The organism is Bradyrhizobium sp. USDA 4461, assembly GCF_054055655.1.
The window spans coordinates 3574910-3599857 of record NZ_JBSRXM010000001.1; the positions used below are offsets into that span (position 1 = coordinate 3574910).

Consider the following 24948-nt stretch of genomic DNA (forward strand, 5'->3'; position numbering starts at 1 on the left):
AGTCCTCCAGTGAGCGACTGTTTCAGTTACCCGCCCGCCATCGGGCCGGGCTTAGATGTGTGCAGCCTGATGTTCCGGGTCCGAAACACTGGTAGCGGCCTGCACTCCGGTGATATGGGAGGGGTCACGTCGCGTTCAAGGGGCGGAAACCGCGTCGCTTTTTTTGCGCCGGCGTCCTTGATCTCCACCCTGTCTCACCGGTCCGGTCTCCTGCATGACGCTCGTCTCGATCCCCGCCAACCCGGTTCCGGACGACGTTGTCAGTGGCACCATCAAGACCCCCGATGGAGCCGAGCTGCGCTTCGCGCGCTGGGCGCCGCCGCCCGGCCGCAAGGGCACGGTCTGCGTGTTTGCCGGGCGCGGCGAGATGATCGAAAAATATTTCGAGACGGTGCGCGACCTGCGCGACCGCGGCTTTGCGGTGGCAATGATCGACTGGCGCGGGCAGGGCCACTCGTCGCGGCGGCTGCGCGATCCGCGGAAGGGTTATGTGCGCGACTTCGCCGACTACGAGGTCGACGTCGAGACCTTCGTGCAGCAGGTGGTGCTGCCGGATTGCCCGCCGCCCTATTTCGCGCTGGCGCATTCGATGGGCGGCGCGGTGATGCTGCGCCTCGCACATGCCGGCAAGCGCTGGTTCGACCGCATGGTGCTGTCGGCGCCGATGATCGACCTGCCGCGCGGCCGCGTGTCGCTGTTGCCGAGCGCGCTGCTCAGGATCATGCGACTGGCCGGGCAGGGCGGCCGCTACGTGCCGGGCGGCACCGACGAACTGGTCGGCCTCGCGCCCTTCATCGGCAATCCCGTGACCAGCGATCCGGTGCGCCACGCCCGCAACGCAGCGATCCTGGAAGAGGATCCGACGCTCGGCATCGCGGCGCCGACGATCGCCTGGGCCGACACCGCATTCACCGCGATGCGCACCTTCCGCGGCATGTCGTATCCGTCCGAGATCCGCCAGCCGATCCTGATGCTGGCGGCGAGCAATGACGAGGTGGTGTCGACCGCGGCGATCGAGGAGTTCGCCTATCATCTGCGCGCCGGCTCGCATCTGGTGATCGCCGGCGCCAAGCACGAGATCCTGCAAGAGCAGGACCGCTATAGGGCGCAATTCTGGGCGGCGTTCGACGCCTTCGTGCCGGGCACGCCGCTGTTCAAGTGAGCAATTTGCTGGCGCGGCGTCTGCGGCTCAGCCGTTGAGCAGCGCGACGATCCGCTCGGGAAAGCGCTTCTCGACGAACAGGGTCCTGACCTCGGCGACGCTAAGATAGCGGTCCCTGCCTTCGCCCTTGCCCATGATGTCGAGCAGCACCGGCCACTCGCCGAGCATCAAGAGCGGATAGTAGCAGTGCAGCATGCCGTAGGACGGCGGATGCTCGTCCTTGGCACGCTGGAAGTTCGCCGCCATGAAGGTCTTGATCTCGGAGGCCGACAATCCGCGTTCGACACTGCCGTCGGGCGCCTTGTAGTCGCTGCCGAAGGTGGCGAGCCGCGCGATCTCGTCCTCATGCACCACGGCATGCTGGTCGAGGATGCGCGAGCCGGCGCCGTGCTTGTCGAGCGGGCCGTTGCGCAATTCGTCGAGGATGGCGCCCTGCAACAGGCTTCGCATCTGGCTGAACGGGCCGATGCCGTTGGCCATCTGCGCGACCATGAAGATCTTCGCGCCGGCGCTGAGCGCCGGAAGCCCGGTCTTGCCGGTGGCGCGGTCGATGGTTGCGGTCAGCTCCGGCAGCGGCACGAGATGGCCGCCGACATAGTTGCCGGCGACCAGCGCGCGCAGGAACGGGCAGGGATTGTCAGGGGAAACCTGCGGGGCGGGTGCCGCGCTTGCAGCCGGATCGGACATCAAACCACATCCTGAAAAGCTTCAGCTTAAAAAGCATCCATTACCGGTGAATGAACTCGCTCAGGAGTCGGCGGCGAGTTTCGATCCGGATGCAACCAGAACGAGTTTGCCGAAGGGGACGCCGGCTTTCAAGAGGCCGTCGCGATAAAGCGCGATATCGTCCGGGTTCTTCCAGTGGAAATTGCGCAGATGGCGTTTGACGGTCAGGTCGGGATAGTTGCCAAGCAGCGCCTCCGCAGCCTGGGCCGCCTCGTCCTTGCGTCCGAGCTGGGCGAGCGCTGCGGCGCGCACCGCAAGGCACTGCAGATGGTTCGGGTTGAGATAGAGCCCCTCGCGCGACCATGACAGCGATGCGTCATATTGCCCGAGCAGATAATGGCTGAATGCGTTCAGCGCCGCCCACTGGTAGCGCGGGTCGCTGTTGCCGCGCTGGACCGCCGTCGAGAACAGATCGACCGCCTTGCGGTGGTCGCCGATCACCATGTGGCAAATTCCGAGCACGCCGCGCGCACCCATATCGTAGGGGTTGAGCTCGATCGCCCGCTTGATGGCGTCCATCGCGGCTTCGTAGTGGCCCTGCATCGCGTGCAGATAGGCCAGCAGCGAAAACGCGAACGAGGAGCGCGGGTCGAGCCGCACGCTGCTCTCGGCCAGGCTGACCGACGAGGCCCATAATTCGCGCGTGCTCGGAATCCAGCCGAACTGGATGCTCTGGATCTGGATCAGCGCCAGATAGGCGCGCGCGATCGACAGTGCGGGATCGAGCTGGATTGCTTCCTTGAAAAGCGCGATCGCGGTTTCGCAATCGTCCTTGGTCTGGTGATAGTAGTGCGACAGACCCTTCAGGAAGCGATCCCAAGCCGTGATTTCGGCATTCGGCGAGCGCGCCGGTGCCGAGGCCTCGGCGCGGTAGATTTCCTGGGCAACAGCGGCAGAGAGATTGGCGGTGATCTCGTCCTGCATCGCGAACAGGTCGCCCATGTCGCGGTCGTAGCGGCCGGTCCACAACTGCTCGCCCTTCTCGGGCGCGATCAGTTCGGCGGAGACGCGGATCTTGTTGCCGGCGCGGCGCACCGAGCCCTGGATCAGATAGGTGGCGTCGATCTCACGCGCGATCAGGCGGGTCGAGACGTTCTTGCCCTTGTAGGCGAAGGTCGAATTGCGGCTCAGCACGCGGTAGAAGGATTGCAGCGACAGCGCGTGGATCAGATCCTCGGTCAGACCGTCCGAGAAATATTCGTCGGCACCGCCGCTGAGATTGTCGAACGGCAGCACGCCGACGATCGCGGTCCGGTATTGCCCCGGCAGATGCGGGCCGTCGTCCGGGGTCTTTTCCTGATGATCGGATCCGGCCGGCGCCCAGGTCCAGACATGGATCGGTTCGGCGATGTTCTTGAAGCGGTGCGGGCCGGCGTCCACCAGGGTGACGGCCAGCCGTCGCCCCGATTCGGTGCGGGCCTTGTCGGACACCGCGATCCCGCCGGGCTTTGCCACCGTCTCGAGACGGACGGCGATATTGACGTCGTCGCCGAACACCTCGTCCTCGTCGGCCATGACGTCGCCCATGTGGACGCCCATCCGGAAGTGCATGGCGCGGTCGGCCGGCAGGTGCTCGTTGCGCTCGGCCATCAGCGTCTGCATCGCGACGGCAGCCTCGATCGCGCCGATGATGCTCGGAAATTCCAGCAGGAAGCCGTCGCCAGTGTTTTTGACGATCCTGCCGCCATGGTTGAGGATAATCGGGTAGATCGCACTGCGATGCGCCTTGAACGAGGCATGCGTCCCCGCCTCGTCGGCACCCATCATGCGGGAATAGCCGGCGATGTCGGCGCAAAGAATGGCAGCGAGCCGTCTTTCCATGTCTCCTGTGCCCTGGAATGGCCACTTAGCCGAGGTGACCGAATCCGATACTTACAAGACAGGCCGGGTCCGGCGGAAGCTCGGTTTACGGGCAGCTATAATGCATAGTAGCAGGAATTGGCATGCGACCAACGGATCGTACCACCGTTTCTCTACGGAATTCGTGTGTCGCCGCGATGGCGCAAGCCGGCCGATCGCCCTTTCCGGACCCCTACTTAGATAGGTTAACGCAGGCATGCTGGGAATTCACGAACTCTGGCTCTTCGTCCTGTCCGGGCTGCTGCTCAACGTCACGCCGGGTCCGGATACCGCCTATATCATCGGGCGCACGATCCAGCTCGGATGGCGGGGCGGCGCGGCTGCCGCGATCGGCATCAGTTGCGGCTGCCTGGTCCACGTGTTCGGCGCGGCGATCGGGCTCTCCGCGCTGCTGATGGCGTCGTCGACCGCGTTCCTGGCGGTCAAGCTGATCGGGGCGGCCTATCTGGTGCTGACCGGCTTGCAGATGCTGCTGTCGCGCGCCAAGCCGATCGCTGAGATCACGGGGCAGGGCGGCGAGACCTCGATCTCGCGCGTGTTCTGGCAGGGGGCGCTGACCAACATCCTCAACCCCAAGGTTGCGCTGTTCTTCCTGGCGTTCCTGCCGCAATTCGTGGCGGCGGACTCCGCCCACAAGACGCTCGCCTTCCTGGTGCTCGGGCTGATCTTTATCACCGGCGGCACGGTGTGGTGCCTTGGTCTTGCGGCCTTTGCGGCGAGGGCCGCCGGCCGCATCCGGCAATCGGGCGGCGTGGTCGCCTGGATCAACCGCTCGCTCGGCGCGCTCTTCATCTATCTCGGCGTCCGCGTCGCCATGCTGGAGGCGCGCTAGCTATCACTTGTGCACGGCCTGCTCGGAAAACGGCTTCAGACGTTTCCGGATCACGCTTATCCGTGGATCTTGAGCAGCGCGCTGCCGGCGAGATAGAGGCCGAGCAGGATCATCGAAATCAGGAACCAGCGGCGGAACACATCAGGCTGCATCCGCGTGCGGACCGCCTGGCCGATGAACATGCCGATGAACGATGCCGCCATCGCGACCGCGCCCGGCAGCGCGGTGGCCGCCGTCAAGAGGCCCGAGGCCGTCAGGTTGAAGGCGAGTGCGAGCGTTGCGGTGGTGAAGAAGACGCCGAGCGCCTGCACCAGCTCGTCGCGCTCCATGCCGATCGCCTGCATGAACGGCATCGAGGGGATGACCTGCACGCCGGTCGCGGCCGAGATCAGTCCGGTGACGACGCCGACGATGCCGCCGATCCACTTCTCGTCGCGCCGCCTGACCTTGAAGTTGAACCTGCTCAAGCCAACGATCGCGTAGATCACCAGCAGCACGCCGAGCACCACGGTGCCGTAGGCCGCGTATGGCCCGGTCAACAGCCCGGCATTGATCCAGATTCCGACGACGGTGCCGAGCATCAGCGGCCACAGCCGCCTGAGGATGTCGCGCAAATAGGGGCCGACGAAGGTCTGCCAGATATTGGTGACGATCGCCGGCACGATCACGATCGCAATCGCCTGGCCCGGCGCCATGGTGGTTGCGAGCAGCCCCATCGCGACCGTCGGCAGGCCGAGGCCGAGCGTGCCCTTGACGAAGCCGGCCAGCAGGAAGGCGAAGGCAATGAAGATCAGGAGATGGTCGACCATGACGGCACATTGACCGATCGACGCGATCGGCACAATCTGGAGGTTACGGAGTTAGCCTTCGGACGGTCCGAAGGCGCGGGGCGGAAGAAGATAATGGGGCGGAACATGTCATGCGGTTCGACCTGATCGATTTGCAATTGTTCATCGCGGTGTCCGATGCGCGCAGTATCACCCAGGGCGCGGTGCGTGCCAACATGGCGCTGGCCTCGGCCAGCGAGCGGATCAAGGGCCTCGAGGAGGCGCTCGGCGTCGCACTGCTCAAGCGCGGCCGCCGCGGCGTCGAACTGACCGCTGCGGGCGAGAGCCTGCTCGGCCATGCCCGCATCGTGATCCACAATGTCGAGGCGTTGCAGAGCGACCTCGCCGCCTATGCCAGCGGCGTCCGCGCCAACGTGCTGCTGCTCGCCAATACCTCGGGTCTGTCGGAACATCTGCCGCGGGCGCTCGCGGCCTTCCTGCACGAGCATCCCGATATCAGTGTCGATGTCGAGGAGCGCGAGAGCACCGATATCGCGACCGCGATCGCGAGCGGCGCCGCCGATCTCGGTTTCGCCGCCGAACACGCGCTGCCCGACAGCGTCGAGCGCTTCCTGTTCAGCGAGGACCGCCTGATGCTGGTGGCGTCGCGGCGCAGCGATCTCGGCAGCCGTCGCCAGATCGACTTCCAGGAAGTGGTCGGCCGCGATTTCGTCGGCCTGACGGCAACGTCCGCGCTGCAGGTGCATATTTCCCGGCATGCGGCCAAGCTCGGCGCGCGGCTGCGTTTCCGCGCCCGCCTGCGCGGCTTCGACGCCATCTGCCAGATGGTCGCCGCCGATGTCGGCATCGCGGTGATCCCGGAAACCGCCGCGCGGCGCTGTGCGGCTGCGATGCCGATCACGACGATCAGGATCCGCGACGGCTGGGCCAACCGCCGGCTGACGATCTGCGCCCGCAGCTTCAAGGCGCTGCCGCGCGCCGCCAAGCAGCTCGTGGACTATCTGCGGGCCGAAGCGCAACGCTGAGAGTCTTACGAGGCTTCCTGCGCGATGCGGCGCTCGTCGCGGTTTTGCCGCACCGTGTTGGCCTTCAGGATCAGGCTGCCCGGATGCGGATCGCCGTAATGGAGCAGCATCGTCGCGCGAACCGCGTCGCTGGCGACCGGGAAATTGGCATGATAGGTCCGGTAGCCCCAGAACAGATAGAGGTTGCCGGGCTTCAGATATTTGATGTTCGGCAGGTCGCCCTCCGCCAGGGCGCGCGTGACGCGGTTGCGGTACCAGTTGCTCTGTGTGATCGCCTTTTCGACGATGTTGAGGAAGGTGAACCGGCGATAGCCACGCCGGTTCGGAAACACGATCAGCTCGCCGGCGCGCCGCTTCGGCCCGTCCGGGATCAGGATTGGTGCCAGCGCCGTGATGACATGCTTGTCGTAGTGGTAGAGCAACGATCGCTCGTCGCCGGTGCGACCGGCGACGACGCGCAGGCCGGTATAGATCTCCTCGTCCAGCTTCGCCCTCGGGCAGCCGATTTGCGCGAGCCTCGTGAGGAGCCGGCGCATCTGTGGATCGCCGGTCAATTCCTGTGGCGGCGTGCCTTCGTTGCGCGACAGCCAGTTCAGCGCGAAATAGCGCTTGCCCTTTTGCTCGACCAGGCCGTGGACGTAGCCCTGCGCCCGCTCGATCCAGGCCGGATCGATCGCATTCTCGATGCAGACGAAGCCCTTCTGGTCAAGCTCCGCGGCGAGCGCCGCGGGATCCAGCCGATCGGTCAGCAGCGGCATCATGAACTCCAAACGGACGTGCTACGGCCACCTCCCGGCCGCGAGAGCGAAGCTAGGCTGCATTCCTGACACATCGGTTAAATCGACATGCACGATTCGCGGGAAAGTTGTGTGTGGCTGTCCAAAACCGCTGCGGGCGAGATCATGCCGCACCAGTTCTCGATGACGAGGTCGGGCATGCCAATAGCTCGGCAACTCGAGAATCAGGCGTTCAGCAGCTTCATCGCGGCCTCGTGCACGCGGGGGTCGCCGGCGGCGATGATGCGGCCGCCGCCTTGCGCCGGCTTGCCGTCCCAGGTGGTGACGATGCCGCCGGCACCGGTGACGATCGGGATCAGTCCGGCGATGTCGTACGGCTTCAGCTCGGTCTCGACTACGAGGTCGAGATGGCCGGCTGCGAGCATGCAATAGGAGTAGCAGTCGCCGCCGTAGCGAGACAGGCGGACCGCATTCTCGATCCGGCCGAAGCGGGTGCGGTCCTCCGGATTCATCAGAAGGGGACTCGTGGTGAAGGCGGTCGCCTCCTTCAGCGAGGCGCAGCGCCGCACCGCAAGTCGTCGTTCGCCCGACGGCCCGGAGTAATTCGCCGAGCCGTTGTCGCCCGAGAAGCGCTCGCCGATATAGGGCTGATGCATCATGCCGAATACCGGCGTACCTTTGTGCAGCAGGGCGATCAGCGTGCCCCAGATCGGAAAGCCGGCGATGAAGGATTTGGTGCCGTCGATCGGATCGAGCACCCAGACATAGTCGGCATCCTCTCGCTCATTGCCGAATTCCTCGCCGACGATGCCGTGCTGGGGGAAGTTCGCCTTGATCAGCCGCCGCATCACCGCTTCCGCGGCGCGATCGGCCTCGGTGACCGGATCGAAATCGTTCGAGCTCTTGTTGTCGACCGAGAGCGAGGTGCGGAAGAACGGCAGGATGGTTTCGCCCGATGCCGTCGCGAGGCGGCCGATGAAGGCGGTAAAGTCGATGACCGTCACGGCATGTCCCTGAAATGCGCAAACGAGGCGATAGAAGTTCGAATCCTGCTCTTGCCTAGAGCCTTTTCCGTTCCGATGGAATCGGAACGGGGCTCTGGATTCTTGTTTTGACGCGCTTTCTTTACGCGAACCGGTAGCCACTTCGCTCGAAAACGCTCTAGCTCAATCCAATGCGGCGCGCACGATTAACGGAGTGTTATCCCAGCCTGATGACCTGGTTTCTGACTTGGTTCTGGCTTGGCTTCGCGCTTTCGATTTGGCTTCGGATTCGAAAGTCTGGCCGGCCTCAGGACGGATCACGAAGTTGCGAGTTCTGGTATACAAGCTATGCGCCGAACGCTGGCCGCCCGGGCGTTCCCCTGTAAGATATTGATCCTACATGCGGAAAGCCGCTCCCGCTGACCTGTTGCAGATCTGCCAGAGCTTCCAACATTTCCCAGGAAATGTTTCGAAAGTTCTTGCGTTTTGTGCAGCGCGGTCGCATATTGTTGCGGTGCGGTAGCGCCTCGCGCTATCGCTGCCCTCCTTGGGCGTTTCCTCCCTAGACTTGGGCCGCTTGTTCATTCAAGCGGCCCTTTTTTCTTCGGCCAACGTTTTCGCAAGTGAATTGGGAATCCAATTCGGCGCTTATCGCATCGCCATTCTGAATTCGCAGTTCATGACTTCATCGGCACAGCGGCTCGACGAACGATCCTTCACTCCGCCGCCGCCTGGAACGGGCCGAGATCTCCGAACGGGATTTTCGCGAGCGCGTCCGCCAGCGTTGCAAAATCGTCCGCCACCTGGGCGAAGCGCGGTCCGCGTTCGCGGCGGCGCTCATCCATATAGACCGCGCGGTTGAGCTCGATCTGCACGGTGTGCAGGCCACTCGCCGGGTTGCCGTAATGCTCGGTGATGAAGCCGCCGGCATAGGGCTTGTTGCGGCCGATCGAATGACCGAGCGAACCCATGACCTCCTCGACCAGATCGGGCAGCAGCGGCGCACAGCTCGTGCCGTAGCGGTCGCCGATCACGACGTCGGGCCGGCGCGGCTCGTCGCGCGAGACGCCGACCGACGGCATCGAGTGGCAGTCGACCAGGATCACGGCGCCGAACGCCTGGTGCGCCTTGTTGATCAGCCGGCGCAATGCGCGGTGATAGGGCTTGTAGAGCAGCTCGATCCGCCGCAGCGCCTCGTCGACCTCGAGCCGCTCGCGATAGATCTCCTGGCCGTCGCCGACCACCCGCGGGATGGTGCCCAGCCCGCCGGCCACCCGCATCGAGCGCGTGTTGGCAAAGCTCGGAAGCCGCCCGGTGAACATCCGCGGGTCGAGCTCGTAGGGCTCGCGGTTCACGTCGACATAGGAGCGCGGGAAGTTGACCCGGACGATCGGAAAGCCGCGATCGCTCAAGCCCGCGATCAGCTCGTCCATGAAACTGTCTTCGGAGCGGCGCAGCGACGTCACGTCGATTCGCGACGCCTCCAGGAACTCGGCCGGATAGACCGAGCCTGAATGCGGAGAATTGAAGATGATCGGCGCGCGCCAGGCCTGCGGCTCAACGATCTCGAACGGGGGCGACAACTCGCCAGCAAATTCGCTCATTCCCTTGGCGCCGTCCCTTGCGTCCGCCTCGCCCCGCAAGAATTGATTCTGCCGGAAAAGCGGAGATTTATGGGCGGGCATTGTCGGTAATCGCGATCATTCTGCCAAGTGAAAAGAGTGCGGTATCCGCTGGAACGCGTCTGAAAGGCAGCAAATGCCGCAGCCGGTTGATTCCATGGGTGGTTCGGTCCACAAATAGTCGTTGGCCCGACGCTTCAGGCTTGACGCAAATTTCACCCGAAATTTACCGTCTGTCGGGCTTACTGTTCGGACTGATCCTCCAGCCGGATTCGACGATTCCTGCCATGCCGAAAATTCTCCTCGCCGAAGACGATACCGATATGCGCCGCTTCCTGGTCAAGGCGCTTGAAAATGCGGGTTTCAAGGTCTCGCCGCACGACAACGGCATGTCGGCCTACCAGCGGCTGCGCGAGGAGCCGTTTGAAATGCTGCTCACCGACATCGTGATGCCAGAGATGGACGGCATCGAGCTTGCCCGCCGTGCTTCGGAACTCGATCCCGACATCAAGATCATGTTCATCACCGGCTTCGCCGCCGTGGCCCTCAATTCCGATTCGGAGGCGCCGAAAAACGCCAAGGTGCTGGCCAAGCCCGTGCACCTCAGGGAATTGGTTAGCGAAGTGAATAAGTTGCTGGCGGCCTGATTCGCCAAAAAACCTTCACTTTGCGTCCTTGCCTGCCCCGCCGCCGTCCGTTATAGGGACCCGATCCAAATGGCTTTGGGTGCGTAGCTCAGCGGGAGAGCACTACCTTGACATGGTAGGGGTCACAGGTTCGATCCCTGTCGCACCCACCATCCTTCGCTCGCGCAGCGAGAGAAGGATGCCACGCCGAAGCCCGACGGGCGAAGGCGGGCCTTTTGGCCGCGAGCTTCGGCTCGGCAAGCCACGCTTCATATCATCTATGGACGGGCTTCGCGTGGCGCAGCCACGCCGGAGACCTTCTGTGCGAAGCGTGTCCGGCGTAGCTTGAACGCAGTGAAGGCGAAGACGGACTGTCGCGCCGAAGCCACCGGGCGAAGGCGGGCCTCTGGCTGCGAGCATCGGCTCGGCACGCCATACTTCGGAATGAAGCGGCAGGGCTCGGCTTCCGATCATCACACGACCGCGCGCTCGGCCTGACCGATCTCACCAATGATGCCAGCGATGATGCCAACGCGGGTAGCCGCCGCGATAGTAGGCGTATGAGGCGTATGCCGGCCGCACCACGTGACGATAGCGGTAGCCGTAATAGGCCGGCCCGTAGCCGCTATAATATGTCGTGGTGTATCCGCCGCCCCAACGATACGGCGCGTAGCCGTAGTCGTCGTAATCATAGGCGTATGCGTCGTAACCGGGCGCATAGTAGGCCGGTGCGTAGCCATAACCGTAGCCATAGCCCGGGTAGCCGTAGCCATAGGCGGATGAGGCGAGGCCGCCGACCACGGCGCCGGCGATCAATCCGCCTGCGAGCGCCGGACCGAACCCGCCGCGCGCTTCGGCGGGTGCGGGCGCTGCAATCGCGCTCACTCCGAGTGCACCGGCTGTCGCAAGAACAAGGGCTGTCTTCCTCATCAGATCCTCCTCGATAGTGATTGCCCAGCCGGTCAACGGAGTGGAGCGGCGTTGGTTGCTGCCGGCAGCGCGCCTGCAGAAAGGTTCCTCAAGCGGAATCGGACACCGGCCAGCCGGCTCAGAAGGGATCCTGTCGCAGTTCCCCCGGCGCGAAATGTCGCGCCGCGGATGGTCGAGGAACGGCGAGGGCGGCGACGTTGTTTTCCTGCAAGGCAGTTCACCGATGAATCGCGCGCGCGGTGCCGCAGATTTCGTTGGCTTCGCGGGGCAGCGGCCGTGGCGGAGTGAGCGCCAGACATTGGCAGCAGCTTTCGCGAACTGAACAGCCGCCAAATCTCAGGAGGAATCAGCAATGCACAGCAAGATCATCAAGAGCAAGTTTCTGCTGACGACAGCCGTGCTGTTGGCTGGCGTCGGTCTCGCATCGGCGCAGGGCCTGCGCGAGGGCGGCGGTGGCGGAGGCAACATCGGTGGCGGCGGCAGCGTCGGCGCCGGCGGTAGCGAGCGCGCACCGTCTGCAGGTCCGTCGGGCGGGCGTTCCGGCGGTGCAATGCATGAAGGTCCCGGGGCGTCGCGAAGCGAGGGCATGACCGTCGGCCGAGGGCAGGGCGCGAGCCCAAAGGAGCCAGGGGAAAGCGGCCGTGCTGAAAGTCGGATGGGCCGCGGCGCAGCCGAGCGCGGCGAGAGCATGCGCGGCGAGACCACCGGGCAGGCCCGCGACAGCGGCCGCGTCGAGCAGCGAGGCGATCGGCAGAGCCAGCGCAATCAGGGCCGCCAGGAGCAGACCATCGGGCAAAGCCGAAGCCAGCGCGAGCAGGTCGGCCGATCGGAATCCCGTGAAAGCGGCAGCGCCACCACGCGGCAAAGCCAGCAGCAGCAGGACCGGGCCAACGCCGCCAATCGCAATCAGGGCACCACGACCGGTCAGCGCAGAGGTGCGAGCACGACAACCGGCCAGAGCACGACCACGAGCCCGAACACGCGAGCCGGCCAGACGACCGGTGCGGCCACCCAGCAACCGGGCACCACGCAGGGCCAGGTCAACTCCGGCGCCAAATCCGGACAGATCAATTCCGGACAGACCACTGGGCAGGCCAACACAACGGCCCAGACCCAGTCGAACGCCGCGGTCCAGACCGAGGCCGGGCGCACCGTGACCGCCGAGCAGCAGAGCACGATCCAGCGCTCGGTGCTCTCTGCGCGCAATGCGCCACGCATCAATGTCAACGCGATCAATTTCGCGGTCAATCCGGGCGTGGCGGTGCCGCGGAGGTTCAACGCAATTTCGGTCGCCGCCTTCCCGGCGCTGATCGATGCATTCCCGTACTATCGCGACGACAGCTTCTTCATCGTCGAGGACGAGGTCGTATTTCTCGATCGCGATCGTCGGGTCGTCGACGTGGTCCCGGTCGGACCGCGGACGCGCTTCAGCCATCGCGGCCGCAGTGGCGGCAGCGTTGCGATGATGGACCTGAGCCCGCAACAGATCCGTGAGGTGCAGCAAGTGCTGATCGACCGCGGCCTGTTGGTTGGTGAGGCCGACGGCGTGCTCGGCTCGCGGACCCGCGAGGCGCTGATCACGTTCCAGCGCCGAGAAGGCCTAACGACGAGCGGCAGCGTCGACACCCGCACGGTGGCCGCACTGGGCCTGTCCGACAGGATCGGCGAGGCCGCGGGGCGGGGATCGTCAACAGTCGGTCAGAGCCGCACCCAGCAAAACACGACGGGACAGACGACCGGCCAGACCAACGACGTGCCGCAAAACCAGTCGACCGACCAGACCGGCACGCAGCAGCCTGCCCAGCAAAACACGACAGGGCAGACCACGGGTCAGGCGAACGCGCCACAGAACCAGTCGACGTCTGGCCAGGCCGGAAACCAGCCGTCGGCTCAGCAGCAGGCCCCGCAGCAGAATACGACGGGACAGGCCGCGCCGCAGAACCAGTCCACCGTCGGGCAGGGCAGCGGCGGCAACCAGCCGAGCACCGGCCAGACCTCGTCGTCCAATCAGCCGAACCAAAACAACGCTCCACCGTCGTCAGGCTCAAGCACGAGCCCACAGACGCCGGCGCAGGGTTCCGATCGGAAGTAGGCTCTATCCATCCGATCGGCAGCGCTTCGAAAACCTCCCACTTCTCCTTCCCCCGCAAGGGGGAAGGTCGGGATGGGTGGCCGCGGACTGCACAGTCGGCGGAGAGAGCAGGTCCCCGCCCGCTCGCTCTGACGAGTGAGGCGGCCCTCCCCTTTTAAGGCAGGGCTATGGCATCTGGCCTGCCTCGGCAGGGGCGCATCAAAACCTGCAAAACAACCCCATGCAAAGGAGCCGTCGGCGTGCCGGCATTCGATATGTCGACTTGACACGTCGGGCAAATCAGCGGCATTATTCTATTATCCAGAAAACGTGCAGTGCGCCTAACGCCGTCCGATGGGACGGAGCCGTAGACATGTGCGATCGCCCCGCGTTGCGGAGAGGGCGGGGCGAGGGGCGCGCCTCGGGCGAGATGATCGAGACGAGCATCGCTTTCTCGACGCCGATCGTGTGCTGCGCGAAGTATTGAGAGAGTTCGCCGTGTGGCACCCTCTCCCCAACCCTCCCCCGCATCCGCCTTCGCCAAGAGGCTCCGGCGGACAAGAGGGGGGAGGGAGCGCATCCGCCGGTGGCTTCCTCACGCTGCTCGTGTCAACGATCGCGAGGCGCCGGCACAGCCGCGCGATGGGACAGTGCTATCTGGCGCGCAACACTCCCGGCAAAAATTCAGTGAACCAAAAAATTCGATGAGCCGTTGTGACTTCCGCCACCTCGACACTCATATGTAAATGCCGCAAGCAGCGACAGTGTGTACGGCCGCATGCCACAGGGTTTGCAGTCACGCCGCATGCGGTGGATTGGCGCAGGAATAGGCAGACGTCCCCATGCCTGGTCGCGGCGATCGTCGCAGAGGTCTCGATATGTCATGTACCGTGCTTACCTCCGCTTCCTGCCGTTATATCCGCTGTCCCACAGCGCCGAGATCGCTAACATTTTCTGAAGTCTCTTGGACGATGCGTTGCGCGATCGCATCGCGTGAAGGCAATCGTGCAATTCTTCGCGGCGCGCGTTGCCGCTCCTCTGGCTATCGCGCAAAGTGTTCTCTAGATCAGTCGGGTCGGATACGGCCATGACGCCACGATGATGAAAAAAGCATGTGTGAGCACGACCGCCTCAGCAACCTGCATCAGCCCTATCGGGAGCGGCCGGCGTAAGCAGGCTGATCTTCGCTTTCCCGGATGCCGCTTCTTTATCTCCCGAATTCGCCGGCCTTTCGGTGCAGGCGACGCAACCTTTGGAATGCCCCTCCGTTGAGCCGATGTCTGTCGTCTGCGAAAACGGGGAACGGAAGTACATGCGACAAGACGACGACACGCCGCCACGCGCATCGCAACTCCTCGAACATGTTCCAATGCCGCGCGAGCCGCGGAACATCAGGGACATAGCTGCGGCACCGCCGCGGCTGTTCTCGACACGCCCTTATCCGCCATCGGAGCAGTTCGAGGTCTGGAAGACGCGCATGGCCTCGCTGGTCGAGGTCGCGCCACCCGAAGGCTATAGCCCCGCGCAAGGGTTCCTGGTGGAGTACCTGACCTGCAACATGGCCGAAATCGTCTTCACGTCGGGACGATTCGCCGCGCAATCGTTCGCGCGTGTCATCAAACCGTCGCAGGGCGCGCCGGTCGATATCTGGTGGCTCTACCGGGTACGCTCCGGTGAAGCGCGCTTCGCGAGCGCCGGGCGACGAATTCACGCCGGGCCGGATGCCATGTTCCTGATTTCGCTCGATGATGATTTCAGCGGCAGCATCACGGACTATGAGGGCCTGGTGCTGGGCTTGCCGCGCAGGTCGTTCGCCGAGGTGGCCGATCAGTTCGACGAGCTCTGCAATATTCTTCTCGAAGGCAACCTGACCGCGCTGCTTGCCGACTATCTCGACAGGCTGGAGACGCGCATCATGCTGATGTCGCCGGACGAGTTGCGGCAGGCGGGGCGGGCGACCGCACAGATGATCGCCGCCTGCGTCCAGCTGTCCTCGGATCGGCTCGAGTCTTCGCACGGCGCGATCGAGTCGGTGCTGTTCGAGCGTGCGCGACTCTATATAGAGACGCATCTCGGCGAGTTTGACCTCACGCCGGATCGCATCGCGCAGCAATTGCGCATTTCGCGCTCCGCCCTCTACCGTGCATTCGAGAGCGTCGGCGGCGTCGCCGGCTACATCCTGCGCAAGCGGCTGCGCGCCGCTCATGCCGAACTCGTCGCGTTCAACGACAGGCAGGTGCAGGAGATCGCCTATCGCAACGGCTTCAAGCTGGCGTCGGATTTCACGCGCGCGTTTCGCCGCGAGTTCGGCGTCAGCCCGCGCGAAATGCGCGAACGCACGCGCCGTCGATCAACTGCCGGTTGAAGGCGCGATAAAATACCTCACGGTGCATCGGCCAATCATTCAACTTGTGAGACGATCTGCGCGTTATTTGGACGGCCTGCTGAGTGACGTTGCCAAATATGTGTCTATCATTTTCGGTTATGACGACTCGGGGCACATTGATGGGGCAGTCGAGCGAGCGCGGGGTGGCAAGATGCGCTCGTTGAGTTCGACACATCGTTGGCCAGGACTGGAAGCCGAGCGCGTGTCGCGCGATCGTCTTCATCTCTCCGCGTGCGCGGCCATGGGGCCCGCGCGTCGGCACGGTCCATGGCGCGTCGCCTCCGGCGTCTGGACCAGATGTCGCGAAAGGGGCGCACCATGGCTGTCGCACGCAACTCAACCACATCTCTGAAGACGCAGCGCCGCAGCGGCTTCGTCCATTGCTGGATCGCGTCGGGCGATGCGGACAGCCGTTCGCTGCGGCGCCGGTTGCTGGCGGTGTTGCGGCAGGCACACCGAATCCTTGGCGTGAAGCGCGCTCGGCTGGGACTTGGCCCGCTCGGAGCCGGTGGGGCGGTCGGCGCGATGTTTGTTGTCGTGGGGCTCATGAGCCCGCAGGCGGCGTTCGCGCAGGTCGCCATCGGCAACGGGGTCTTGAGCAATCCCGCGAACTGCACCAACCCCACTGCTGCAACCGCGGGCAGCACTGCGCTGGGTTGCGGCGCCCACGCCGCCGGATCCAGTTCAACCGCCATCGGCACCAGCACCACCGCGAATGGCCAGAACTCCCTGGCGATCGGCGATGCCAACACCGCAACCGGCGATGGCTCGATCATCGTGGGCTATGCCAACTCGGTGAACGGCCTCAATGCGATCGGCATGGGTGTGTTTGCCAACGCGACCGGTACCAATGCCCTTGCCGTAGGCGGAAACGCGCACGCCACCGGCGACGGATCGAGCGCCTTCGGCGTCAACACCACTGCAAACGGGGCGAGTGCCGTCGCCATCGGCTCATCGGCCAACGCCTCGGGCGGTGCCTCGATCGCCATTGGATTGTCTTCTGCCGCCTCGTCTCCAAATGGTTCGGGCACGGCCATCGGGGTCGGCTCCAAGGCCAACGCCGGAACCGGCGGTGGGTCGCCGATCGCGATCGGTGTGAATGCCAATGCCAGCGGGACCGCACCGAGCGGCTTCACCTTTGAGGCCGTCGCGCTCGGTACCGGCTCCACCGCGACGGGGGCATGGTCGACCGGCGTCGGTTCGAGCGCTTCTGCGACCGGCACCGGCGCCAGCGCCCTCGGCACCTCCGCCACGGCAGCGGGTAATCAGGCCACTGCGCTCGGAAACGGCGCGGCGGCCTCCGGCCAAGGCGCGAACGCGTTGGGCTACACCGCGAATGCGTCGGGCGTAAACGCGATTGCCATCGGCTCTTCCGCCGCGGGATCGGGAACGAGCGCATTTGCCGGAGGCAATCTCGCCACCGCATCCGGGAATTTCGCCGTTGCTTTGGGTAACCAGGCGCAGGCGCTGGCCGCGGGGGGCGCGGTTTCGATCGGATCGGGTGCAATCGTCGGCGGCACGGCGACGGGCGGCATCGCGGTCGGCAATAATGCGAGCTCCACCGGTGTGTCTGCTGCCGCTGTCGGCGTTGGGGCGTCCGCATCAGGCGGAAATGCCTCCGCCCTCGGCACCCAGGCCCAAGCGACGGGCACTTATGCAACTGCAATTGGCTCCGGCGGGACCACGGTGGCGACGCGGGTGATCGCCTCAGGCGTCGGATCGATCGCGCTCGGCGGCAATTCGACCGCCGGCGCCAATGCTTCCGGGAATAACGCCATCGCCATCGGCGGGCAGGCAGCTGCCAGCGCCGTCAGCGCGATTGCGCTCGGCACCAATGCCGCGGCCAGTTCCGCCAATGCTGTCGCCGTGGGCACCAATGCGGCGGCCGCCGGCGGTCAGGCCGTCTCGATCGGTGCGAACAACACTGCCTTTGGCAACGGTGCCGTGGCGATCGGCGATCCCAGCTATGCCAGCGGCACCGGCGCCTTCACCGGCGGCGCCAACAACATCGCCAACAGCGACGGCACGGCCACCGCCACCGCCGCCAACCAGGCCAACGGCGCGGTTGCGATCGGCAACAACAACAAGGCGATCGGGCAGGGCTCGGTCGCGCTTGGCAATGGCTCGACCGCAGGCGCCGCCGGCTTAGTGGGCAACGTCGCACTGGGCAACGGCGCCACGGCGGCGGCAAGCTCCGGCGATGTCGCGCTCGGCTCCGGCAGCGTCACCGCGACCGCTGTCAACACGCCGAGCACGGTGATCAACGGCACCACCTACAGCTTCGCGGGCACGACAGCGGTCTCGACCGTCAGCGTTGGCGCTGTTGGTGCCGAGCGCACCATCACCAATGTCGCGGCGGGGCGGCTCAGCAACTCCTCGACCGACGCGATCAACGGCTCGCAGCTGTTCGCCACCAACCAGGCGGTCGACAGCCTCGCCACCACAGTCAACAACATCAGCACCAGCGGAATCAAGTATTTCCACGCCAATTCGACGCTGGCCGATTCCTCCGCGGTCGGAACCGACTCGGTTGCGGTCGGTCCGCTGGCGAGCGCGACCGGCACGAATGCGATCGCCGTCGGCAACTCCTCGTCCACCGGGGCCGACAATGCCGTCGCCGTCGGCTTCGCCTCGAGTGCGTCGGCGCTCGACTCCGTGGCTTTGGGCTACATCGCCAAGGCGACGGGGCAATACAGCACCGCGGTCGGACCCAATGCGCAGGCCTCGGCCACATCAAGCACCGCGATCGGCCAGAATGCGGCGGCATCCGACGTTCAGGCGACCTCTCTCGGTGTCAATTCGAGTGCCGGTGCCGCCAATGCACTCGCGCTCGGCGCCAATGCCAGCGCGACGAACGCAAACGCGGTCGCGCTCGGCTCCGGCAGCCAGACCAGCGCGGCGGTTCAAACCGCCAGCATTGTCATCGGCGGCAACACCTACGGCTTCGCCGGCACCACCCCGACCTCGACGGTCAGCGTCGGCTCGGTCGGCAACGAGCGTACCATCACCAACGTCGCGGCGGGACGGATCAGCAACGGCTCGACCGACGCGATCAACGGCTCGCAGCTGTTTGCCGCCACCTCGGCAATCGACAGCCTCTCGACCATCGTCAATAACGGCCTGACGCATTACTATAGCTACAACGACGGCGGTACCCAGCAGGCCAACTACAACAACAACGGCGCGACCGGCGCGAACTCGATGGCGGCCGGCGTTGCCGCGTCGGCAACCGCGGCGAATTCCACCGCGCTGGGCTTCAACACCCAGGCGACGGTCGCCGACGGCGTCGCGCTCGGCTCGGGCTCGATCTCCAACCGCGCGCTGGCGCCGGCATCGGGCACCATCGGCGGCACCATCATCCCCTACAACACCACCGATCTCACGCTGCTCGGCGCGGTGTCGGTCGGCAATGCGACGAGCTACCGGCAGATCACCAATGTCGCCGACGGCACCGAATCGAGCGACGCCGTCACCGTGCGGCAGCTGACCGGCGCGCTGCAATCGTTTGCGACCACGACGACGAAATACTTCCACGCCAACTCGACGCTCGCGGATTCGCTTGCGGTCGGCAACAACTCGGTCGCGGTTGGACCACAGACCGTGGTCAACGGCGACAACGGCATCGGCATGGGCAATGGCGCGACCGTGGCGCAGACCGCGCCCGGCGGCATCGCGATCGGCCAGAATTCGGTCTCCAACTTTGCCGATTCGATCGCGTTCGGCACCAGCGCGGCGGCCAACGGCATCCAGTCGGTGTCGATCGGCGCGGGATCCCAGACCACCAACCCGACCAGCGTCGCGCTCGGCCCGAACGCCAAGGCGACCGCGCAAGCCGGCGACGTCGCGCTCGGTGCCAATTCGACCACCTCGACGGTGGTCGCGACCAAGAGCACCACGATTGCCGGGACCACCTACGACTTCGCCGGTACCGCGCCGACCTCGACCGTCAGCGTCGGCAGCGCCGGTGCGGAGCGTACCATCACCAACGTGGCCGCGGGCCAGATCAGCTCGACCTCGACCGATGCGATCAACGGCTCGCAGCTCTGGGCCACCAACACCTCGCTCGCCGCGCTCTACACCACGGTCAACAACATCTCGACGGGCGGTGGCGGCGTGAAATACTTCCACGCCAATTCGACCGCCGCGGATTCGATCGCGACCGGATCGGAGAGCGTCGCGATCGGACCGCAATCGGTCGCAAGCGGCGCCAATGCGATCTCGATGGGCAACGGCTCCGCCGCGTCGGCCGATAATTCGGTGGCGATCGGCGCCGGCGCCAAGGCGACGGCGGCCAACTCGCTGGCGCTCGGCGCCAATTCCACCACCACGGCCAATCTGAGCGATGCGGCCTATACGCCCGTGGTCGGCAAGAGCGTGGCGGGGGTCGCGACCGGCGAGGTGTCGGTCGGCTCGTCCGGGGCCGAGCGCCGCGTCACCAATGTCGCCGCCGGCTCGGCCGCGACCGACGCGGTCAACGTCAGCCAGCTGCAGGCGGTTGCGTCGAGCTCGATCCGCTACGACACCGACGCCTCCGGCAACACCACCAACAAGGTGACGTTGAACAGCGGCAATGGCGGGCCGGTGACCATCAGCAACGTCGCGGCGGGCGTCGCCGGCACCGATGCGGTCAACGTCAACCAGCTCAACAGCGCGTTCCAGCAGCTCAACGGCCAGATCGGCGAAGTGCGGCAGGACGCCTGGCGTGCCGCCGCGATCGGCATGGCCGCCGCATCGCTGCGCTATGACGACCGGCCCGGCAAGATCAGCGCATCGGCCGGCGGCGGCGTCTGGCGCAGCCAGGGCGCGCTCGCCTTCGGCATCGGCTACACAAGCGAGAACAGCCGGCTGCGCAGCAACCTGGCGGCGACCACCGCCGGCAGCGACTGGGGCGTCAGTGCCGGCGTGAGCCTGACGCTCAATTGACGCTGACGGCGACGAGGCGGCCGGCGTGTCTGGCCTGGTTGGTCTGGCTCGCGGCGGCGACGAGCGCGGGTGCGCAGCCCGCGCCGCCGCCTGCCTATTCCGTGAAACCGTCTGATGTCGTGGTGCCGGAAGGCGAGACGCTCGGCGAGTTCAGGCGGATGATCCAGCCGTTCAAGAACTGGACCCTGATCTGCGACGAGAGCCTCAGATCGAAGCGCCGGGTCTGCAACGTCACGCAGTCGATCGTCAACGCGCAGGGCGCGCTTGCCTTCAACTGGTCGTTGGTCGCGACCGCCGACGGCAAGCCGCTGATGGCGATGCGGATTCCCGCGGCCGCCGGCGTCGGCGCGCAGATCGAGCTCGCGATGGGCGACAGTCCGGATCGCATCGTCGCGCAGACCGATCGCTGCGACACCAATTTCTGCTTCGCCACGATCGCGATCGGCAACGTGCTGCGGCGGCATATCCGCGCGGCGACGCCGTGCCTGGTGTCCTATCAGCTCCCGCAGACCGGGCCGGTCATGCTGGAGGCGCCGCTCGACGGACTGTCCGGCGTGCTGGCGAAATTGAAATGAAGCGAGGTCGGAGATGCGGATGTGGAATTCCGGGATCCGGCTCGAGACTGACACGCGAAATGAAAAGGACGGATGGTCGATGCGGCGCACCCTTGGTTTGATCTTTGTGGCGGTCGTGGTGGCTGCGCTCGGTGCCGCCGGCGTCGTGGTCTATGCGCAGCAGACCCCGCCGATCCCATTGCAGCCGGCCGCGCCGGCACCGGCCAAGAAGCCCGCCGTCGCCGCGAAGCCGCAGCCGCACAAACGTCCGCAGGAGGCGCAGACGCCGGCGGCCGCGGCCGTTCCGCCGCAGCAGGCTGGGCAGCAACCGACCGTGTTCGACGATCAGGCGCGGCAGGCCAACATCGTGACCTGCGCCAACCTGTTCGGGACGCTCGGCCGTGGACTTGCGATGAACTCCAACTACACCGCGCAGTCGCAGTGGGACGCCAAGGCCGGCAATTCGCATTCGGTGCAGTCGCTGGTCGCGCTCGCACCGAACCAGGCCCCGCAGGGAAACCAAGCCCCGCAGGGAAACCAGGCCCCGCAGGGGACCGCCGTTCAGCAGGCCGCCGGCATCGTGTTTGCCGCTCCGGTCGGATCGTCCTGCGAAGGCAATCTGGTGCGGGTCACGCCGCGGGCGGAAAGCTGCCCGACGGTTGCGGCCGAGCTCGCCAAGCTCAACGGCCAGACCGGCGCGCTCGGCGAACTCGCGACGATCGCGCTGCCGAACGGCGCGCAGGTCGTGCTGCTTCCGTTCGGCAATGCCTGCGTCGCGGTGACCGCGCTGCGCCTCGCGGGATAATGCTTACGCCCGGCTCAACCAAGCTCCGCGAGGCGCCGCGTTTGACGCGCGATCAAGCGCTCGACATCGGCAATGTCGGCAGGTGCGAGTGCGGCGCCGGGCTTGCGCAAGGTGGCTGAAGCGATCACGCCGCGCCTGGCCAGCACATATTTGCGGATCGCAAGGCCCGGGCCGGGCTGCTGCTCGTAACGCGCCAGCGGCAGATAGGCGTCGAACAGATCGTGGGCGCGCTCGATGTTGCCGGCGGCATGGGCGCGCCAGACATCGACCATCATCTCCGGATAAGCGAAGCCGGTCATCGCGCCGTCGGCGCCGCGGCTGAGCTCCTCGGGCAGGAACACCCCGCCATTGCCGACCAGGATCGAGATCCGCCGGGCGCGGCCGGCGTCGCTCGCCGCACGCAGCGCCGACAGCTTGGCAAGGCCCGGCCAATCCTCGTGCTTGAGCATCACCATGTTGGACAGTCGCCCGGCGATCGCCAGAATCACCTTCGGCGTGAACTGGACCTGCGTCGACAGCGGGAAATCCTGCAACACCAGCGGCGCGCCGGCGATCGCTTCCGCGACCATGTCGTAATAGCCGACGATCTGGTCGTCGGTGCGCAGCGACGATGGCGGGGCGACCATGACGCCGGCGGCGCCGTCGTCCATCACCGCGCGGCTGAGTTCGGTCATCGCGGCGAAGCCCGGCGCGGAAACGCCGACCACGACCGGGACGCGTCCGGCCGTGCGCGCCAGCACGCGACGCACCAGCGTGCGGGATTCCGCCGCGGTGAGTTTTGGCGCCTCGCCCATCATGCCGAGCAGTGTGAGGCCGGTCGCGCCCTTATCGAGATAGAAATCGACCATGCGATCGGCGCTGTCGAGATCGAGCGCGCCGGTGTCGGTGAACGGCGTCACCGCGATCACATAGACACCGTTCGCGGTTTCGTTGAACAAGGTCATGACTGGTGTTCCTGTCGTGGTTGGTGTGGTCGGTGTCAGTCGAGCGCGGAGATCATGCCGCTGATCAGGTTGCCGGCCAGCAGCTGCTCGGAGGTCGGCACGATGTTGCGATGGATCTCGATCAGCGCATCGGCGATGCGATCGAGCCGCCGCCGCAATTCGCGCGCGAGCGCGATCGCCGCGTCTTCCTCGATCGCCTGGAAGCGAATGCGTTGGCCGGGGCGCAGCTGGGCCAGCCGCGGAAAGTCCGCCGAGATGACGGTTGCGATCTTCGGATAGCCGCCGGTGGTCTGGCGGTCGGCGAGCAGGATGATCGGCTGGCCGTTGCCCGGAACCTGGATGCTGCCGAACACGATGCCGTCGGACACGATGCCGACGGCGCCGGCATGGGCCACCGGCGGCCCGTCGAGCCGGTAGCCCATGCGATCGGACAGCGCGGTCACCTCATAGTCCGACGTCAGGAACGTCGTGATGCCCTCGGCGCTGAACGCATCGTCCTGCGGACCGAGCAGCACGCGAATCGGGCCGTCATGCTGGATCCGATGCGCGGGAGACAGCATCAGATGCGGCCGGTCCGGCAGATCCGGCGTTGCCAGCGGCAGCAGATCGCCGTTGCGCAGCGGCCCGCCGTTGAGTCCGCCGAGCTGGCTGCGCGCGTGCGTCGCGACGCTGCCGAGCATCGGCTTGATCGCGAAGCCGCCGCTGACTGCGAGGATGGCGCGCGCGCCGTCGCGCGACGAGCCGATCGACAGGCGCTGACCTGCTTTCAAGTCGTGGGTCTCGTGCGCGGCGACCTCTCGGCCGTCGATCGTCATGGCGAAGTCGGCACCGGCCAGCGCGAAGCGGATGTCGCCGCCGGTGCAGGCCAGCACCGGCCCGGTCAGCGTGATCTCGAGCGCCGCGGTATTCGCAGGATTGCCGACCAGCGCGTTGGCGATCGCCAGCGCGACCGTATCCATCGCGCCCGACGCGGAGATGCCGAACCGCTGCCAGCCGTGACGGCCGAGGTCCTGGATGGTGGTGGCGAGACCGGGCGCGATGACTTCAAGATGCGCCGACACCGTGCCGCTCACGTGCGCAGCTCCTCTTTGTCGGCGATGATCTCGCCGGCGTCCGCGGCGCGCTCGAGCGCGGCGAATTCGGCGGCCGCGATCGGCCGAAACCGGATCAGGTCGCCGGCACTGAACAGGAACGGCGCCCGCTCGCGGCGGGGATCGTAGGAGCGCACCGGCGTGCGCCCCAGCATGTGCCAGCCGCTTGGTGCTGCGATCGGCGGCGAGATCGCGGCCTGCTGGCCTCCGACCGAGACGCTGCCGGGCGGTGTGGTCAGCCGGGGCGAGGGACGCCGATCGATGTGGAGCACGGGATCGAGCCCGCCGAGATAGGTCAGCCCCGGCATGAAGCCGATCATGTAGACGCGGTATTCCGCCGCGCCGTGCCGCGCGACGATCTCGTCCGTCGTGGTGTCGAGACGTTGCGCGAGCCAGTCGAGATCCATTCCGTGTTCGCCGCCATAGGTGACGGGAACGGTCCAGCGATGGCGCAGCCGGCCGGTCGGCGCCGGCGGCCAGAGCGCCATCACTTCGGCTTCGATCTCGCGCCGCGTCACCACGATCGGGTCGAAGCAGACCAGCACGGTGCGGTAGGTCGGCACGATCTCCACCACACCGGGTAGCGCGCGTGCGGTCAGCGCCTGGTCGAGATCGACGACTCGGGCGTTCACCTTTGCATCGATGCCGTCGCCGAGTTCGATGGTCAGCGCGGCATCGCCAGACCTGCGAAAGCGCGGCTGCGCGTAGAGTGCTTCATTCATCAGGTGCGCTCATCTTCTGTTGCGATCGTCCGGCGACGCGCGGACGTGATCGCGCGAGAGCCTCTCCCGCGAGACACCCTCTGCAATCCCTGCGCCAAAATTCCTCGTGGTATGCCGTGGGCGCGATGTGTATATCGGACCTGTACTATCAAGAGAGGGAA

General features: G+C 65.9%; 19 protein-coding genes and 1 tRNA gene. 10 read left to right on the forward strand and 10 right to left on the reverse strand.

Annotated elements, in window-relative coordinates; genetic code table 11:
- The first annotated feature begins 214 nt into the window (after positions 1 to 214).
- A complete protein-coding gene (locus ACVINW_RS16730) occupies positions 215 to 1162 on the forward strand; it encodes an alpha/beta fold hydrolase (protein ID WP_456752322.1) in 948 nt (315 codons plus the stop codon).
- A gap of 27 nt (positions 1163 to 1189) precedes the next feature.
- Here the strand turns inward: ACVINW_RS16730 and ACVINW_RS16735 are convergent, their stop codons facing one another.
- Both ACVINW_RS16735 and ACVINW_RS16740 read right to left on the reverse strand, forming a co-directional pair.
- Positions 1190 to 1849, reverse strand: a complete 660-nt coding sequence (locus ACVINW_RS16735) for a hypothetical protein (RefSeq protein ID WP_456752323.1) — start codon at positions 1847 to 1849, stop codon at positions 1190 to 1192.
- Positions 1850 to 1909: 60 nt separating this feature from the next.
- Positions 1910 to 3709 (reverse strand): adenylate/guanylate cyclase domain-containing protein, encoded by a 1800-nt coding sequence (locus ACVINW_RS16740; RefSeq protein ID WP_456752324.1) that lies wholly within the window; start codon positions 3707 to 3709, stop codon positions 1910 to 1912.
- A 235-nt stretch (positions 3710 to 3944) separates the two neighbouring features.
- Here ACVINW_RS16740 and ACVINW_RS16745 point away from each other — a divergent pair, with 235 nt between their 5' ends.
- Positions 3945 to 4580, forward strand: a complete 636-nt coding sequence (locus ACVINW_RS16745; protein WP_456752325.1) for a LysE family translocator — start codon at positions 3945 to 3947, stop codon at positions 4578 to 4580.
- A gap of 56 nt (positions 4581 to 4636) precedes the next feature.
- Here ACVINW_RS16745 and ACVINW_RS16750 read toward each other — a convergent pair whose 3' ends face one another.
- Positions 4637 to 5389 (reverse strand): sulfite exporter TauE/SafE family protein, encoded by a 753-nt coding sequence (locus tag ACVINW_RS16750; RefSeq protein WP_456752326.1) that lies wholly within the window; start codon positions 5387 to 5389, stop codon positions 4637 to 4639.
- A 110-nt stretch (positions 5390 to 5499) separates the two neighbouring features.
- Here ACVINW_RS16750 and ACVINW_RS16755 point away from each other — a divergent pair, with 110 nt between their 5' ends.
- Positions 5500 to 6393: a LysR family transcriptional regulator gene (locus tag ACVINW_RS16755; protein ID WP_456752327.1), complete on the forward strand. Its 894-nt coding sequence runs from the start codon at positions 5500 to 5502 to the stop codon at positions 6391 to 6393.
- A gap of 5 nt (positions 6394 to 6398) precedes the next feature.
- Here ACVINW_RS16755 and ACVINW_RS16760 read toward each other — a convergent pair whose 3' ends face one another.
- The 3 genes from ACVINW_RS16760 to ACVINW_RS16770 form a co-directional block, all read right to left on the reverse strand.
- Positions 6399 to 7151, reverse strand: a complete 753-nt coding sequence (locus tag ACVINW_RS16760) for a hypothetical protein (RefSeq protein WP_456752328.1) — start codon at positions 7149 to 7151, stop codon at positions 6399 to 6401.
- A gap of 203 nt (positions 7152 to 7354) precedes the next feature.
- Positions 7355 to 8134 carry a histidinol-phosphatase gene (gene hisN, locus ACVINW_RS16765; RefSeq protein ID WP_456752329.1) on the reverse strand — a complete coding sequence of 260 codons (780 nt, stop codon included), beginning with the start codon at positions 8132 to 8134 and terminating at the stop codon, positions 7355 to 7357.
- A 695-nt stretch (positions 8135 to 8829) separates the two neighbouring features.
- Positions 8830 to 9717: an N-formylglutamate amidohydrolase gene (locus ACVINW_RS16770; protein WP_456752330.1), complete on the reverse strand. Its 888-nt coding sequence runs from the start codon at positions 9715 to 9717 to the stop codon at positions 8830 to 8832.
- Between the two features lie 305 nt (positions 9718 to 10022).
- Between ACVINW_RS16770 and cpdR the strand changes: the two genes are divergently transcribed.
- Both cpdR and ACVINW_RS16780 read left to right on the forward strand, forming a co-directional pair.
- Positions 10023 to 10382, forward strand: coding sequence for a cell cycle two-component system response regulator CpdR (gene cpdR, locus ACVINW_RS16775; RefSeq protein ID WP_016843340.1), 360 nt, complete (start codon positions 10023 to 10025; stop codon positions 10380 to 10382).
- Positions 10383 to 10459: 77 nt separating this feature from the next.
- Positions 10460 to 10534 (forward strand) — tRNA-Val (locus tag ACVINW_RS16780).
- A gap of 331 nt (positions 10535 to 10865) precedes the next feature.
- On the opposite strand, the gene ACVINW_RS16785 is transcribed toward ACVINW_RS16780, so the two are convergent.
- The gene (locus ACVINW_RS16785) at positions 10866 to 11291 is read right to left on the reverse strand and encodes a hypothetical protein (RefSeq protein WP_456752331.1); all 426 of its coding nucleotides are present in this window, start codon (positions 11289 to 11291) and stop codon (positions 10866 to 10868) included.
- A 352-nt stretch (positions 11292 to 11643) separates the two neighbouring features.
- On the opposite strand from ACVINW_RS16785, the gene ACVINW_RS16790 reads away from it, so the two are divergent.
- The 5 genes from ACVINW_RS16790 to ACVINW_RS16810 all read left to right on the forward strand — a co-directional run bounded on the left by ACVINW_RS16790 (position 11644) and on the right by ACVINW_RS16810 (position 22030).
- Positions 11644 to 13383, forward strand: coding sequence for a peptidoglycan-binding protein (locus ACVINW_RS16790; RefSeq protein WP_456752332.1), 1740 nt, complete (start codon positions 11644 to 11646; stop codon positions 13381 to 13383).
- A gap of 1456 nt (positions 13384 to 14839) precedes the next feature.
- Positions 14840 to 15727 (forward strand): helix-turn-helix domain-containing protein, encoded by an 888-nt coding sequence (locus ACVINW_RS16795; protein WP_456752333.1) that lies wholly within the window; start codon positions 14840 to 14842, stop codon positions 15725 to 15727.
- A 339-nt stretch (positions 15728 to 16066) separates the two neighbouring features.
- Positions 16067 to 20671 (forward strand): beta strand repeat-containing protein, encoded by a 4605-nt coding sequence (locus ACVINW_RS16800; RefSeq protein ID WP_456752334.1) that lies wholly within the window; start codon positions 16067 to 16069, stop codon positions 20669 to 20671.
- Complete coding sequence (locus ACVINW_RS16805; protein WP_456752335.1) at positions 20668 to 21246, forward strand: invasion associated locus B family protein; 579 nt, start codon at positions 20668 to 20670, stop codon at positions 21244 to 21246. The genes ACVINW_RS16800 and ACVINW_RS16805 overlap by 4 nt, the downstream gene beginning before the upstream one ends.
- 79 nt (positions 21247 to 21325) lie before the next feature.
- Positions 21326 to 22030, forward strand: coding sequence for a hypothetical protein (locus ACVINW_RS16810; RefSeq protein ID WP_456752336.1), 705 nt, complete (start codon positions 21326 to 21328; stop codon positions 22028 to 22030).
- A gap of 14 nt (positions 22031 to 22044) precedes the next feature.
- Here ACVINW_RS16810 and ACVINW_RS16815 read toward each other — a convergent pair whose 3' ends face one another.
- From ACVINW_RS16815 to ACVINW_RS16825, 3 genes are read right to left on the reverse strand one after another with little or no spacing between them, the layout of a single operon-like run.
- Positions 22045 to 22974, reverse strand: coding sequence for a dihydrodipicolinate synthase family protein (locus ACVINW_RS16815; protein ID WP_456752337.1), 930 nt, complete (start codon positions 22972 to 22974; stop codon positions 22045 to 22047).
- 35 nt (positions 22975 to 23009) lie between these two features.
- The gene (locus tag ACVINW_RS16820; RefSeq protein ID WP_456756416.1) at positions 23010 to 24035 is read right to left on the reverse strand and encodes a 5-oxoprolinase subunit C family protein; all 1026 of its coding nucleotides are present in this window, start codon (positions 24033 to 24035) and stop codon (positions 23010 to 23012) included.
- A gap of 8 nt (positions 24036 to 24043) precedes the next feature.
- A complete protein-coding gene (locus ACVINW_RS16825) occupies positions 24044 to 24787 on the reverse strand; it encodes a 5-oxoprolinase subunit B family protein (RefSeq protein WP_456752338.1) in 744 nt (247 codons plus the stop codon).
- Between the last annotated feature and the right edge of the window lie 161 nt (positions 24788 to 24948).

Excerpts from the sequence above, each read along its gene's own strand:
- ACVINW_RS16770 (WP_456752330.1), bottom strand. The coding sequence starts at position 9,717 with ATGAGCGAATTTGCTGGCGAGTTGTCGCCCCCGTTCGAGATCGTTGAG.
- cpdR (WP_016843340.1), top strand. The coding sequence starts at position 10,023 with ATGCCGAAAATTCTCCTCGCCGAAGACGATACCGATATGCGCCGCTTC.
- ACVINW_RS16740 (WP_456752324.1), bottom strand. The coding sequence starts at position 3,709 with ATGGAAAGACGGCTCGCTGCCATTCTTTGCGCCGACATCGCCGGCTAT.
- ACVINW_RS16790 (WP_456752332.1), top strand. The coding sequence starts at position 11,644 with ATGCACAGCAAGATCATCAAGAGCAAGTTTCTGCTGACGACAGCCGTG.
- ACVINW_RS16760 (WP_456752328.1), bottom strand. The coding sequence starts at position 7,151 with ATGCCGCTGCTGACCGATCGGCTGGATCCCGCGGCGCTCGCCGCGGAG.
- ACVINW_RS16815 (WP_456752337.1), bottom strand. The coding sequence starts at position 22,974 with ATGACCTTGTTCAACGAAACCGCGAACGGTGTCTATGTGATCGCGGTG.
- ACVINW_RS16735 (WP_456752323.1), bottom strand. The coding sequence starts at position 1,849 with ATGTCCGATCCGGCTGCAAGCGCGGCACCCGCCCCGCAGGTTTCCCCT.
- ACVINW_RS16755 (WP_456752327.1), top strand. The coding sequence starts at position 5,500 with ATGCGGTTCGACCTGATCGATTTGCAATTGTTCATCGCGGTGTCCGAT.
- ACVINW_RS16810 (WP_456752336.1), top strand. The coding sequence starts at position 21,326 with ATGCGGCGCACCCTTGGTTTGATCTTTGTGGCGGTCGTGGTGGCTGCG.
- ACVINW_RS16785 (WP_456752331.1), bottom strand. The coding sequence starts at position 11,291 with ATGAGGAAGACAGCCCTTGTTCTTGCGACAGCCGGTGCACTCGGAGTG.
- ACVINW_RS16730 (WP_456752322.1), top strand. The coding sequence starts at position 215 with ATGACGCTCGTCTCGATCCCCGCCAACCCGGTTCCGGACGACGTTGTC.
- ACVINW_RS16800 (WP_456752334.1), top strand. The coding sequence starts at position 16,067 with ATGGCTGTCGCACGCAACTCAACCACATCTCTGAAGACGCAGCGCCGC.
- ACVINW_RS16745 (WP_456752325.1), top strand. The coding sequence starts at position 3,945 with ATGCTGGGAATTCACGAACTCTGGCTCTTCGTCCTGTCCGGGCTGCTG.
- ACVINW_RS16825 (WP_456752338.1), bottom strand. The coding sequence starts at position 24,787 with ATGAATGAAGCACTCTACGCGCAGCCGCGCTTTCGCAGGTCTGGCGAT.
- ACVINW_RS16750 (WP_456752326.1), bottom strand. The coding sequence starts at position 5,389 with ATGGTCGACCATCTCCTGATCTTCATTGCCTTCGCCTTCCTGCTGGCC.
- ACVINW_RS16795 (WP_456752333.1), top strand. The coding sequence starts at position 14,840 with ATGGCCTCGCTGGTCGAGGTCGCGCCACCCGAAGGCTATAGCCCCGCG.